Origin of the sequence: Nannocystis pusilla (assembly GCF_020073745.1) — a bacterium.
Lineage (GTDB): Bacteria > Myxococcota_A > Polyangia > Nannocystales > Nannocystaceae > Nannocystis > Nannocystis radixulma.
Genome location: NZ_JAIRAU010000011.1, coordinates 124816 through 137807, shown reverse-complemented (window position 1 = coordinate 137807; position 12992 = coordinate 124816). Strand labels below are relative to the sequence as shown.

The 12992-nt window shown below is 73.8% G+C and carries 11 protein-coding genes; 8 read left to right on the top strand and 3 right to left on the bottom strand.

Annotated features, from left to right (window positions below; genetic code table 11):
- Positions 1-21 precede the first annotated feature (21 nt).
- From K7C98_RS12160 to K7C98_RS12140, 5 genes are all read left to right on the top strand, one after another.
- Positions 22-2901, top strand: a complete 2880-nt coding sequence (locus K7C98_RS12160) for a serine/threonine-protein kinase (protein ID WP_224191781.1) — start codon at positions 22-24, stop codon at positions 2899-2901.
- A gap of 51 nt (positions 2902-2952) precedes the next feature.
- The gene (locus K7C98_RS12155) at positions 2953-3162 is read left to right on the top strand and encodes a hypothetical protein (protein WP_224191780.1); all 210 of its coding nucleotides are present in this window, start codon (positions 2953-2955) and stop codon (positions 3160-3162) included.
- A 272-nt stretch (positions 3163-3434) separates the two neighbouring features.
- Positions 3435-5273, top strand: coding sequence for an ATP-binding cassette domain-containing protein (locus tag K7C98_RS12150; protein WP_224191779.1), 1839 nt, complete (start codon positions 3435-3437; stop codon positions 5271-5273).
- Positions 5270-6520 carry a hypothetical protein gene (locus K7C98_RS12145; RefSeq protein WP_224191778.1) on the top strand — a complete coding sequence of 417 codons (1251 nt, stop codon included), beginning with the start codon at positions 5270-5272 and terminating at the stop codon, positions 6518-6520. Before K7C98_RS12150 ends, K7C98_RS12145 begins: the two co-directional genes overlap by 4 nt.
- A gap of 171 nt (positions 6521-6691) precedes the next feature.
- Positions 6692-6907, top strand: a complete 216-nt coding sequence (locus tag K7C98_RS12140; RefSeq protein WP_224191777.1) for a hypothetical protein — start codon at positions 6692-6694, stop codon at positions 6905-6907.
- A 154-nt stretch (positions 6908-7061) separates the two neighbouring features.
- On the opposite strand, the gene coaA is transcribed toward K7C98_RS12140, so the two are convergent.
- On the bottom strand, positions 7062-8012 hold the full coding sequence (coaA, locus tag K7C98_RS12135; protein WP_431312831.1) for a type I pantothenate kinase: 951 nt from the start codon (positions 8010-8012) through the stop codon (positions 7062-7064).
- Between the two features lie 433 nt (positions 8013-8445).
- Here coaA and K7C98_RS12130 point away from each other — a divergent pair, with 433 nt between their 5' ends.
- Positions 8446-8961, top strand: coding sequence for a hypothetical protein (locus K7C98_RS12130; RefSeq protein WP_224191775.1), 516 nt, complete (start codon positions 8446-8448; stop codon positions 8959-8961).
- 185 nt (positions 8962-9146) lie between these two features.
- Positions 9147-10709 (top strand): benzoate-CoA ligase family protein, encoded by a 1563-nt coding sequence (locus K7C98_RS12125; RefSeq protein ID WP_224191774.1) that lies wholly within the window; start codon positions 9147-9149, stop codon positions 10707-10709.
- A gap of 49 nt (positions 10710-10758) precedes the next feature.
- Here K7C98_RS12125 and K7C98_RS12120 read toward each other — a convergent pair whose 3' ends face one another.
- Together K7C98_RS12120 and K7C98_RS12115 are read right to left on the bottom strand one after the other, a co-directional pair.
- Positions 10759-11856: a CehA/McbA family metallohydrolase gene (locus K7C98_RS12120; protein ID WP_224191773.1), complete on the bottom strand. Its 1098-nt coding sequence runs from the start codon at positions 11854-11856 to the stop codon at positions 10759-10761.
- A 214-nt stretch (positions 11857-12070) separates the two neighbouring features.
- Complete coding sequence (locus K7C98_RS12115) at positions 12071-12796, bottom strand: NADPH-dependent F420 reductase (protein ID WP_224191772.1); 726 nt, start codon at positions 12794-12796, stop codon at positions 12071-12073.
- Here K7C98_RS12115 and K7C98_RS12110 point away from each other — a divergent pair.
- On the top strand, positions 12725-12985 hold the full coding sequence (locus K7C98_RS12110) for a hypothetical protein (RefSeq protein WP_224191892.1): 261 nt from the start codon (positions 12725-12727) through the stop codon (positions 12983-12985). The genes K7C98_RS12115 and K7C98_RS12110 overlap by 72 nt on opposite strands.
- Positions 12986-12992 lie beyond the last annotated feature (7 nt).

The following is a 12992-nucleotide window of genomic DNA, read 5'->3' as shown; positions in this document are numbered from 1 at the left end:
GGGCGCGGAGACGACGCCGACATGCGCGACAGACGTCAGGAGCAATTCAGGCCGGCGAGCCCGACCGTGTACGACAGCGGCGGCGAATGGCCGTCGCTCCACGACGAGACGCTCGCCGACTTCGGGCGGGGCGACGCGCCCGACCCCGAGCGGATCGGGCGCTTCCACATCCACGGCCGCCTCGGCGAGGGCGGCATGGGCGTGGTGTACTCCGGCTACGACGACGATCTCGGCCGCTCGGTCGCCATCAAGCTGATGCACGCGGCGCTCGACGCCGACCTCGAGACGCGGCCGCGTCTGCTGCGCGAGGCGCAGGCGCTGGCCCGCCTGTCGCACCCCAACGTCGTCCAGATCTTCGAGGTCGGCCGTCACGAGGGCCGCCTGTTCGTCGCCATGGAGTACGTCCACGGCAAGACGCTGCAGGCGTGGCTGCGCGGGCCCGACGGGCCGCGGACGTGGCGACAGATCCTCGACGTGTTCCTCGCCGCCGGCCACGGGCTGGCCGCGGCCCACCACGTCGGTCTGGTCCACCGCGACTTCAAGCCGAGCAACGTGATGATCGGCGCCGACGGGCGCGTGCGCGTGCTCGACTTCGGCCTCGTCGGCTCGCTGCTCGACTGCAGCGTCGACCCGTCGGCGCCGCCGCGGCCCCCGCCGACGCGCGAGGGGCCGACGCTGCCGGTGCTGCACACGCCGCTGACGATGACGGGCGACATCCTCGGCACGCCGGCGTACATGGCGCCCGAGCAGTACAACGGGCGCCGCTGCGACGCGCGCGCCGATCAATTCAGCTTCTGCGTGGCGCTGTTCGAGGCGCTCCACAGCCGGCGTCCGTTCGCCGGTGCGACCCCGTGGGAGGCCCTCGAGGCCAGCGAGCGCGGGGAGATCCAGCCGCCGCCGCCGGGCTCGCGGGTGCCGGCGTGGCTGCAGGCGGCGGTGGTCCGCGGGCTGTCGCCCGACCCGGCGGCGCGCTGGCCGTCGATGACGGCGCTGCTCGCCGAGCTGGAGCGCGACCGCCGGGCCCCGGTGCGCACCCGCGCCGGCGCCGTCGCCCTCGTCGCGTCGGTCGGCCTGTGGTTCAGCGCGGCCGAGGCCCCGACCACCGCCGAGGAGTGCGAGGCGGAGCTGAACGAGGCGCTCGGCAGCGCCTGGGACGAGCGCACCGCCGCGGCGCTCGGTCCCGCGGCGAGGGTGCGCGTCGAGGGCCTGATCAGGACCTGGCGGACGATCCGCAGCGAGCTGTGCGCGACCCGGCACATGGGCAGCTTCTCCGCCGCGGAGTACCGGCGCGGCATCGAGTGCCTCGAGCCGTATCGCCGGCTGTTCGTCCGACTCGGCGAGCGGCTCGCCGACGGCGCCGGCGACGTCAACCCCGCCGAGCTGCCCGACCCAACGCGGATCGCCGCGTGCGCTGACCCATCGGACATGTCTCTTCAGACATTTCACGGGAGCGCCGGCGATCAGGCGGCCGCCCGGCGGATCGAGGAGGTGATCACGGAGGCCGAGGTGGCGTTCATCACCGGCCGCTACCGCGACAGCGAGGCGCTGGCGGACTCGGCGGTCCGCGCCGCGGAGGAGCTCGGCCACGCGCCGACGCTGGCGGCCGCGCTGTACCATCTGGGGCGGGCGCAGGACTTCGGCCTGCGCGCGGCGGCGGCCCCGGACACGCTCGCGGCCGCCGATCTGCTGGCTGTCGAGCACGACCTGCACGACCTGGCCGCCAACATCGCCCTGCGTCGGCTCCGCTTCGCCGCCTACCACCGCGAGCCGGCGCAGGTCGGCCGCGTCTGGTACGAGGTGCTGCGCGGCCGGCTCGCGCGCGTCGCCGCGGCCGACGATCCGCGCCAGCTCGAGGCGCACAACTACCTCGGCGAGATCGCGCTGGTCCACCGCGAGTGGGCGCCCGCCGAGCGCGAGTTCCGCTCGGTGCTCGACCACGCCGCCGGCACGGCGACGCTGCTGCGCGGGCCGGCGCTGCTCGGCCTCGGGCGCGTGGCCTTCGGCCGCGGCGACGTCGCCGAGGCGCACGCGCGGCTGGCCGAGGCGCAGGCGCTGATCGAGGCCGAATGGGGCGAGGAGCATCCCAGGCTGGTGCCCGTGCTCATCAATTCGGCCGACGTGATGCTGTCCCAGGGCCGGCTGGTGGACGCCGAGACGGCCGCGCAGCGGGCCCTCGCCATCGCCAAGGCGAACCCCCGCTCGCCGCGGATCGCCGTGGCGTACTACTACGCGGCGCTGGTCGCCAGGGAGCGCGGCGAGTTCGCGCGGGCGCTCGCGCTGGCCGAGCACGCGCGCGCCGAGCTGCGGGCGCGCGAGCTGACGCCCGAGCAGCGCTCGTATCGCGCGGTCGTCCTCGACCTCGTCGGTGAGATGGCCTTCAGGACAGGTGAGGCGTCGGCCGCGCTGGCGCCGTACCTCGAGCTCCTCGGCTCGTCGTCGGCCGACGATCCGGGGCAGGGGGTCGCGCTGGCGGAGGCCTACACGCGCGCCGCCGGGCTGGCCGACCGCGCCGGGGCCGACGAGCTGGCGCTCCGCTTCGTCGCCGCGGCGCGGCCGTTCCTCGCCGTGCTCGAGCCGGCGGAGGCGCGCGAGCTCGCGGTCGACCTGGCGCTCGCCGAGGGCCACGCGCTGCTGCGCAGCGGTCGCGTCGCGGCGGCGACTCTGGTGATTCGCTCGGCGCTGGAGACGTGGGATCTCGACGACACCGCCACCGACCCGCGCGCCGCGGCGCTGCACCACGCGCTGTTCCTCGCGCTGCAGGCGGAGGCGCCGGCGGAGGCGCGCCGGCACGCGCTGCGGGCTCGCGACCTGTGGACGCTCCAGCGCCCGCCGTCGCAGGCGGAGCTCGACGGCCTGACCGCGTGGTTGCGGGAGCACCCGGATCGCGGCGACCGATCGTGACGATCACAGCAATGAGGGACTGCCATGAGAGCGAACAATGCGAGTGACTGGGTGCGCGCGGCGGTGTGGACGGCGCTCGCGCGGCCGCGGGCGGAGGAGCCTCCTCCGCCGCCTCCGGGGCCTCGTCCCGCCGGTCCGGCGGCGGCCGCCGAGCTCGCGACCGGCGTCGATCGGCTGATCGACGATTACGAGCAGTTGCGCCTGCAGAATGACGAATTGATGCGGGAGATCGACGAGATCAAGCAACATACCGGTCGATGATCGCGTGGTCCTCGCCGCCAGGAGGGCCTGCCGGCGCTCGCTGCGGCCCGGATCTCGCGGCGGCGGCGAGCGCCGGCGCGGATACGCCCGGCGCCGAGGCGCGAGCGATCGGCTTGCGCGGCCACGAAGTCGGCCCATTCGAGGCGAGTCGGGCGAAATGGCATGCTTCCGTTCTCACGGCGAGAGATGCGCGTGAACCATCCGGCGTGCGCGCGGCGACGTCGGGCGATGGGCCCCGTCGTCGGGCGTCGTCGCGCCCGCGGAGGCGCGCCGTGAACGTCGAGCTGCTGCGGGTGCTGCTGCGCGACGCGCTGGCGCCGGAGGAGCTGCGGCGCGTGCTCGCGGAATTCCCGGCCGCCGACGGCGTGCTGCGGGCCCGCGCGCGCGATCCGGCCGGCGACGGCGAGGCGCTGATCGACGACGCGCTGGCGGTGCTGGAGCGCGGCTCGCTCGGCCCGGCGTTCCTCGTCCACCTGGCAGCGGCCCGGCCCGACCTCGCCGAGCCGCTCCGCGAGGTCGCGGGGCCGAGCGGCGCGCCGGAGGCGTTCGCGGTCGCCAGCCTGCTGTCCGCCGGCCAGGACGCCGCGGCGGAGCGCAAATTGACGGAGCTCGAGCGCGCGCGCCCGTCGACCGCGGGCGACCGCCACGAGCTCAACCTGGCGGTGGCCGACCTCCACCGCTGGCAGCGCGAGGCCGGCGAGCGGGCCGAGCCGAGCGAGGCGGGCCGCGACGCGATCACGCGCCGGCTCACCAGCGTCGCCGCGTCGATGAGCGCGCGCAGCCTCGACGCCGCCGAGATCGGCGAGGCCGCGGCGGTCCACCCCGAGGCGGGCCGGCTGCGCGAGGAGATCGAGGCGCACGTGCGCCGGGCCGACGGCAAGCGCGCGGCGCTGCGCCTGCTCGACCTGGCCGAGCGGTTCGCCGGCCCGGCGGTGCGGCGGCGGGCGATCGAGCTGTCGGTCCGCGCCGGCATATGGCGTTCGAGACATGTCCTCGGGGGCAGGCTCGAAGTCGGCGAGCAGCGCGAGTGGACGGACTTGCTGCAGGCGATCCTGGCGCTCACCGACGACATCGTCGCCGGCGCGGCGCCGGGCTCGGGCGGGCTGTGGCTGACGGCCCCGCTCGACGGCGCGGGCCGGCCGGTGCCGGAGGCCGAGGCCGCGCGGGAGTACGAGCCGCTGGTCCGCGCCGCGTCGCTGTCGCTGCGCTATCGCCGGGGCGGCCCGCAGGTGCTCAGGGACGTGTCGCTGACGGTGTTTCCGCGGACCATCGTCGGGGTGGTCGGCGGCAACGGGGCCGGCAAGACCAGCCTCCTGCGCGTCCTCGCCGGCGAGCGGCGCGTCGACGACGGCATGCTCGCGTACCCCCAGCTCGACCCGGCGCAGGGCCGCGAGATCGACTGGCCCGCGGTGCGCTCGCAGGTCGCCCACGTGCCGCAACGCCTGCCGCAGTGGCGCGAGCAGCTGGCCGATCACCTGCACGCGTGGGCCGGCGCTTGTGGCATCGAGGGCGACGAGAACCGCGACGCGGTCGACTTCTGGCTCGAGCGGCTCGGTCTGGCGAATCGCCGCACGGCCCGCTGGGGCGAGCTGTCGCGCAGCTTGCAGGCGCGGGTCGCGCTGGCGCGGGCGCTGGTCGGCCGGCCGCGCCTCCTGCTGATCGACGAGCCGCTGGTCGCCCTCGACCCGCGGGCGCAGCAGTGGCTGCTGCAGGACCTGCGCGACATCGTCTCGAGCTCGTCGCTGTGCCTCGCGGCGGTGGTGAGCTCGCAGCACATCCCCGAGCTCGAGGCGATCGCCGACGACGTGGTCGGCCTGCGCGACGACGGCGGGGTGTGGTTCCACGGCGCGGTCCTCGACCTCGAGCAGGCGCGCCGCGGCGCGCTGTTCGAGATCGGCGGCCGGCTCGACGACGCCACCTGCGACCGTCTGACCGCGGCGTTCGGGCCCGGGTGCCTGCGCCAGCGCGAGAGCGTGACGCTGCTCCGCGTCGGCCGCGACGTCTCGCGCGGGGCGGTGCTCGAGCTGCTGTCCGCGGGCGGTCAGCCGCCGAGTTACTTCCGCGACATCAGCGCGTCGCACCTTCGCATGTTCTGGGGAGACCGACCGTGAGGGCCGCGGCGCAGCGACTGGGAGACGCGGCCGGGGCGGCGCGTCGCGCCCTGCGGCGATACGACCGCCACTTCCTCGTCTGCCACCTCGAGCTGTGGCAGACGCGGGCGCACTGGATCGCGCCGGTGAGCCTGGCGACGTGCCTGGCGGGGGCGGCGATCGTCGAGCTGTCGCGGATCGACGCCGACGCCCCGGTGCGCTCGCTCGACGCCCTCGTGTCGCCGCTGGTGTTCGCGTCGGTGCTGGTGATCGTGCTGTGGGTCCGCGACCAGCGAGGCGTGCTGGTGTCGTTCGCCGCGCCGTCGCGGCGCTGGATCGCCTCGCTCGCGCTGCTCCGCCTGCTGTGCGCGGTCGCCGTGCTGCTCCCGTCGGTCGTCGTCGACGCCGGCCTGCGCGCGCGCGCGGTCCGGATCGCGGCCGCGGCGGAGAACGTCGGCGTGGCGACGGCGATCGTCCACGCGAGCGAGCGCTGCCTGGCCGAGCCGAGCGCCGACGCGCCGCCGATCGCGCGCCTGCGCGAGCGAGCGTCGCGCCTGGTCGAGGCCGCGAGGACGCGCGAGCGCGGCGACGCGGCGAGCCGGCCGGCGCGCGCGAGCTGGCCGGCGGCGGCGCGCAGCGAGCGGTGGATCGGCGTCCATTGCCACGACGCGGCGGCGAGCAGCCCGAACGAGGACATCCGCCGCATCGAGCAGCTCCACCTCTACGCGATCGAGCGCGTGTTCCCCCGCCCGTCGCTGCGCGCGTTGATGTACCTGCTGACCTGCGGCGCGGTGGTGGTGCCGTTCCTGGCGCTATGGGCCGGGGCGCGGCGGATCGCCGTGCGCCCTGCCATCTGGCTCGGGCTGTTCTTCGTCGTCCACTCGCTGACGGCCGTCGGCTGGGTGCCCGGCGGCTGGCTCGCGCGCGGCCCGTGGGTGTGGAGCCTGCTGGTCGTGTCGGTCGTGGCGATCGTCGGCGCGCCGCTGGCCGCGTGGCGCAAGGCGCCGCCGCAATTGGTGCTGTTCACATTCGCCACCGCGCTGATCGTGGCGCCGCTGCTGCCGGTCGCGGCGCTGTGGCTGAGCGCGCCCGCAAGCGGGGACGACCCGGGATTCGTGTGCCTCGGCCTGCCGTCGTTCATGGCGGCAGGCCAGGAGGGGATCGACTGGCGCGAGCTCGCGGCCTACGCGGCGGGCCTCGCCTATTGTTGCATCTACGTGGTCGCGGTCGGACCGACGATGCACCGCATGTGGGCCGCGCCGCGGTAGCGGGGCCGTCAGCCTCGTGCTGCCGCGCTCCGGCGTTCGGCGAGAGTGTGAGAGGGATACCCAGACGGATCAGGCGGGGGTCAGTCGCGCTGTCTGTGCTGATTTGAGTCGTGAAGAAGATCACCGCTGCGGATGCCTTCGCGCACGCTGCGACGTGCTACTCACCGAGCCATGTCCGCCGATGTCTCGTACTTGTTGCTTGGGTTCACCACGTTGATGCTGCTGGGGTTTGGCTTGCAGATCGCCATCATGCGCAAGCGTCGCGGCGAATACATCGTCTACAAGCCGCTGCTGCTGCTGGCGCTGGTCGTGCTCTGGGGCCTCAGCCTGGTCTCCGTCGTGACCGGCAAGAGCATCTCCGAGCTCACCGGCGGCGTGATCGGGTAGCTCTTCCCAGCCGAAGAAGGCCACCAGGTCGTTGACCATGGCCTCGACCCCTGAACAGCAAATCCAGCTCGACAGCCTCGCGCTATGGACTGTGCGGCCGACGTCGATCACGGGCCAACCGTAGCTCCGGGTCGGTGACGGCCGTCGGGGCCGGTCAGCCGACGCGCAGGCGGACGCGCTGGACCGTGTGGTCGGCGGCCTTCTCGAGGATGAGGTCGGCGCGATCGCGGGTGGGGGCGATGTTCTGGCGCAGGTTGACGCCGTTGATCGTGTCCCACACCGTGTGGGCCAGCTGCATCGCGCTGGCCTCGGGCATGCCGGCGTACTTGTGGAAGTACGAGTGCGGGTCGCGGAAGGCGGTCTCGCGCAGGCGGCGGAACCGCTGGAAGAACCACTCGCGGATCGCCGACTCGTCGGCGTCGATGTAGATCGAGAAGTCGAAGTAGTCGGAGATGTACACGCCCTTGCGGCCGGTGGCGTGGTGGCCGCGCTGGAGCACGTTGAGGCCCTCGAGGATGAGGATGTCGGGCCGACGCACGCGCTGCCGCTCGTCGGGGACGATGTCGTAGATCAGGTGCGAGTAGACCGGCGCGGCCACCTCCTCGGCGCCCTCGCGGACGTCGGCGACGAAGCGCATGAGCCGGCGCAGGTCGTAGCTCTCGGGGAAGCCCTTGCGCTGGAGGATCCCGCGCGCGGCCAGCTCGGCGTTGGGGTAGAGAAAGCCGTCGGTGGTGACGAGGTCGACCCGCGGGTGCTCGGGCCAGCGCGAGAGGATCGTCTGCAGCACGCGCCCGGCGGTGCTCTTGCCGACGGCGACGCTGCCCGCGAGCCCGAGGATGAACGGCGAGGGCGGGCCGTCGGTGGCCTGGCCGAGGAAGGTCTGGGTGACGCGCCGGAGCTCGCGCAGGGCCGCGAAGCGCAGGTTGAGCAGGCGCGTCACCGGCAGCCAGATCTCCTGCACCTCCGCCAGCGACAGCGCCTCGTTGATGCCGCGCAACGCGTCGAGGTCGGCCTCGCTCAGCGTGAGCGGGGTCTGGTCGCGCAGCCGTGCCCACGCGCCGCGGTCGAAGGTGGCGAAGGGGGCCCTCGAGGTCATTCGCCGCAGTCTCGCACACACGCGCGGGCGGGCCCAGGGCGCCCATTCGCGGGGATGCCCTGTGAGCGAGTTCACGCGGGCGTGGGGTGGCAAACGGCTGCGCGGCCGGGCTCGACGGGCGCGGGCGGTGACATCATTGGCCCCGAGTATGCGCATTGAGCCCGGCGCGGCGTCAATCGATGCTGCCGTGATTGCCGCAGCACGACGATCGCGCTTGGCAAGCCGCCGGTCGTCACCAATACGACGGCCGCGACGGGGTCGTGCGGCACTTCGTGCGCGCTGTTGGCGATCCGGACGGAGACGCCGGCTCAGTCCGGCAGCGCGTCGATGGCGTCTTGATGGCTGCCGGCACCAACGCTAGGGTGGTGAGCGGATCTCACCAGGTTGACGCCGTCTTGCGTGGCAGCCGCGGAGCCACCACGACGTCGACGAAGGTAGTCTCATGCATCTGAAAAAGTGCGCGCGGTCCATCATCCTGTCGGTGTCCATCGCCGCGTCGTGCGGGCCGGACACGCCCGCCGAGAGCACGTGGATGCTCGGGACGTTCTCGGAGCAGCCCGTGGGATACGTCCAGGGCGATTGGGGCGTGAGTCAGATCGAGATCCTCGCCGACGGGGCGTTCCTTCTCGGCGGGGTCGGGGTCGACAACAATCCGCTCGAGTCGCAAGAGTACGCATGGGAGCGTGGACCCGACGAATCGATCGAGGTCAGCTTCCCGAACGCCGGGCAGGGCGGTATCGAGGCCTGGCGCATCGCTCCGGGCGAGCGCTGCAACGAGATCCTTGTTCAGGACATCCAATTGGGCGAACCCGTCGGGGCACCATTCACCTATGTCCGCGGGGCCGTCTGCGTCCACGACCTGGAAACGTGTCCCGGCCCGGTGGGCTCACAATGCGAGCAGTTCAAGACAGTATGGTGCGACGCTCCGCCACCGCCATGTGAGGACGACACGGAGTGAGGCGCCAGCGGACAGCTCGGCGCCGGGCATTTCCGTCGAACACGGCAACCGGCCAATCGCACGTCGGCCGTGTCTCCGGGGCACGAGCGTCGGTGGCCGCGTCGGCGAGCGCGGCCGGTCGACGCGGGCCCGGCCGCGGCGACGAGGCTCCTGACGGGACGCCCGCGACCTGATACGCTGCGCGAATGGCCGGGTCGCCCCCGATCTTCCCGCGCGAGTACAACGCCGCCGCCGACCTGATCGAGCGCAACCTGGCCGGCGGGCGCGCCGCCAAGATCGCCTACGTCGACGCGTTCGGGCCGGTGACCTACGCGGAGCTGGCCGAGCGGGTCGATCGCGCGGGCGACCTGCTGCGCGGGCTCGGGGTGCAGATCGAGCAGCGGGTGCTGCTGGCGCTGGTCGACACGGTCGACTTCGTGGCGGTGTTCCTCGGGGCGATGAAGATCGGTGCCGTGCCGGTGCCGGTCAACACGCTGCTGGCCGCGGCCGACTACGAGCACCTGCTGCGCGACAGCCGGGCGCGCGTGCTGGTGGTGAGCGACGCGCTGCTGCCGAAGCTGCGCCAGGCGCGGGAGCGCAGCCCGTGGCTGGTGGCGACGGTGGTGGCCGACAGCCCCGCCGGCGGCCCCGACGACGGGCACCCGCGGCTCACGGCGCTGCTCGCCGAGGCGGCGCCGAGGCTGGCGCCCGCGGCCACCGGGCCCGACGACGTGGCGTTCTGGCTGTACTCGTCGGGCTCGACCGGCAAGCCGAAGGCGGCGGTGCACCTGCACGCGCACCTCGTGCGCACGGCGACGCTGTACGCCGGCGCGGTGCTCGGGCTGCGCGAGGACGATGTCGTGCTGTCGGCGGCCAAGCTGTTCTTCGCCTACGGCCTCGGCAACGCGCTGACGTTCCCGCTGGCGTTCGGGGCCACGGCCGTGCTGCTGGCCGAGCGGCCGACGCCGGCGGCCGTGTTCGCGGCGCTGCAGCAGCACGCGTGCTCGGTGTTCGGCGGGGTGCCGACGCTGTTCGCGTCGATGCTGGCCGACCCGGCCCACGCCGACGTCGCACTGCCGGCGCTGCGCGTCAGCACCTCGGCCGGCGAGGCGCTGCCGCGCCACGTGGGCGAGCGCTGGCGGGCCCGCTTCGGCAGCGACATCCTCGACGGGATCGGCTCGACCGAGATGCTGCACATCTTCCTGTCCAATCGGCCAGGCGACGTCCGCTACGGCACCACCGGCCTGCCGGTGCCCGGCTACGAGCTGCGGCTGGTCGACGACGACGGCCAAACGCTCACCGGCGCGGTCGAGGGGGCGCTGTGGGTGAACGGGCCGACGGCGGCGGCCGGCTACTTCAACGACCGCGAGCGCAGCCTGCACACGTTCCACGGCCCGTGGACGCGCACCGGCGACCGCTACGCCCGCGACGCCGAGGGCTATTACACCTACTGCGGGCGCGCCGACGACATGCTCAAGGTCGGCGGGATCTGGGTCTCTCCGTTCGAGGTCGAGTCGGCGCTCGCCGCCCACCCCGAGGTGCTCGAGGCCGCGGTCGTCGGCCACGCCGACGCCGACGGTTTAATAAAGCCGAAGGCCTTCGTGGTCGCCCGTGACCCCGGCCGGGCCGGGCCGGAGCTCGTGGCGGCGCTGCAGCAGTTCGTCAAGGCCCGCCTGGCGCCCTACAAGTACCCGCGCTGGATCGAGTTCGTCGCCGAGCTGCCGAAGACCGCGACGGGGAAGATCCAGCGCTTCCGCCTGCGGGCCTGAAGGACATGTCCTCGAGGACATGCCGGCCCAGCGCGGCGATGCCCGCGGGTCAGCGGAAGTACACCGGGTTGGTCAGCGCGATCGGCCTGCGCCCGCGGTGCAGCTCGGCGCGCACGAACTCGCCGGGACGCACGCGCAGCCGCAATCGCACCGCCGCGTCCGGCTCGGCGAGGGTGCGCGTGAACAGTTCGCCGGCCGGGCCGAGCAGGCGGACGCGAGCCCCGGCGCCGGCGAGCACGCGCAGCTGCAATTCGACCTCCGCGCGACCCGCGAGCTCGACGGTGTCGCCGGGCCGGGCGCCGCCGTCAGCCTCGAGCACGACCCGCGGCGCGTCGCGATCGTCGACCAGCAGGACGTGCCCGGCGCGCAGGCCGGCGAGCACGTCGGCCTCGCCGCAGGTCGCCGCGGTCACGCGATTGAGCGGACGGCGATGAGCTCGCAGCCAGGCGCCCGGGTGCAGGTCGGTGCCGGCGACGGCGACGAGCCGTTCGCCGCGGCGCAGCCGATCGTGCCACCAGCGCACGGCCTGGCGGTTGCGAATCACCACACTGTCGAGACCCCACACCTCGACGCCGTCGGCGCCGAAGGTGTCGTCGGGCCAGGTGCGGAACGGGACCCGCGGGTGCGCGATGATCACGAGGCCGCCGCGCCGGTGCGTCTCGACGACCATGCGGCGGAAATCGTCGGCGACGACGCGGGCGCGCCACGCCGGGGGCATGGCGGCGTCGGCGGGGCTGGTCGCGGCGAAGCCGATCTGCAGCGCGTGTCCGCGGCGCGTCGTCCACTCCATGCCGGGGATCACGGTCAGCGGCGCGCCGGCGATCGCGGGGTCGAAGCGGGCGTAAGTGCTGTTGTGATCGGTGACGACGATCGCGTCGACGCCGTCGCCGGCGAACGCGGCGATCGCCGCGCGCAGGCCGGCCGGATCGTAGGCGCGGGCCTCGTTGGCGGCCGTCGGGGCGTGGCTGTAGCGGTCGGAGACCAGCGTGTGCACGTGGTTGGCGACCAGGCAGTCGCGCGGCGCCGCCGGAACCCCGGCGGTCGCGCTCAGCTCGCGCACGCGAGCGTGCGCGCTCGGGTAGCGGCCGGCGCACGCGGCTGCGCCGAGCAACGGCAGCAGCACGAGGGCGAGGAGCGGCGCGCGCATGTCGGCGGCAACCTATCACGCGAGGACCGGGACACCTGCGTGCGCGGTCGCAGCGCCCGCCGATGCGCGGGAGGGCGATGCAGGCAGGCGCGTGGGAGCTGCCGCGGCGAGCGCGCGACGCCTCTGCCGCTGGCACCATGGTCGTGCGACGCGTCCGCGCCGAGAGCTGTCCGATCTGCTGCCAGCAGTGGACGCGCCGCTCGTCGCGCGTCGCTCAGCCGGCGGCTTGCTTCGCCGCGGCCGCCTGCTCGGCGAAGAATTTCTTCGCCGCCGCATCTTGCTCGGCGCGGTACTCATTCACCCGGCTGCGGTCGGCCGCGGCGAGCGCCCGCGTGAGCGCCTCGCGGTCGAGGTCCTTGCAGTAGGCGGGGGTCCCGGGCTGCTGGCGCCACGAGTCGGCCAGGCTGCCGGCGTCGACGCCGTCGAAGCCGATCTCGTCGATGAGGCGGAGCACGACGGCCTTGGCCTCCTGCGAGTCGCCGGCGACGGACAGGGCGATCCGGCTCGGGGTGCCGGCCGGCCCACCCCGCTCGCGCAGGCTCCGGGCCATGATGTTGTTGAAGGCCTTGACCACCGGGCGGCCCAGCTTCTGCGCCACCCACTCGCTGTCGAGGGTGCCGGCGTCGAGCTCGGCGATCCGGCCGTCGCGCAGCTCGGGGTAGTAATTGCCGGTGTCGATCACCACGACCGACGGCGGCACGCCGGCGAACAGATCGGCGGGCAGATCGACGATCGCCCGCTGGGGGATCGAGATGACGACGACGTCGACGCCCTGGACCGCCTCGCGCACGTCGACCGGCGTGGCGCCGGTCTCCGCGGCGAGCTTGCCGAGGCTCTCAGGGCCGCGCGAGTTCGCGACCTTCACCTGGTGACCGCGCTGCGTCAGATGACCCGCCAAAGCGCCACCGATGTGCCCTGCGCCGATGATACCGATCTTCATGTCGACTCCTTCGAGAGCCTCGTTTGTAGCATCGGCCGCGAGCCCTGCAAGGCGACGTCCGGCTTCACCTCATGGGAGAGTGCCGGATCGATCGAGCGGGCAGGGCGCCGGACGGGCGGCGGCTCGGCGATGCATGCACGTCTTTTGAAGCATGTCGACATGGACATGTCCGAAGAGATATGTGAGTAGCGCGCAT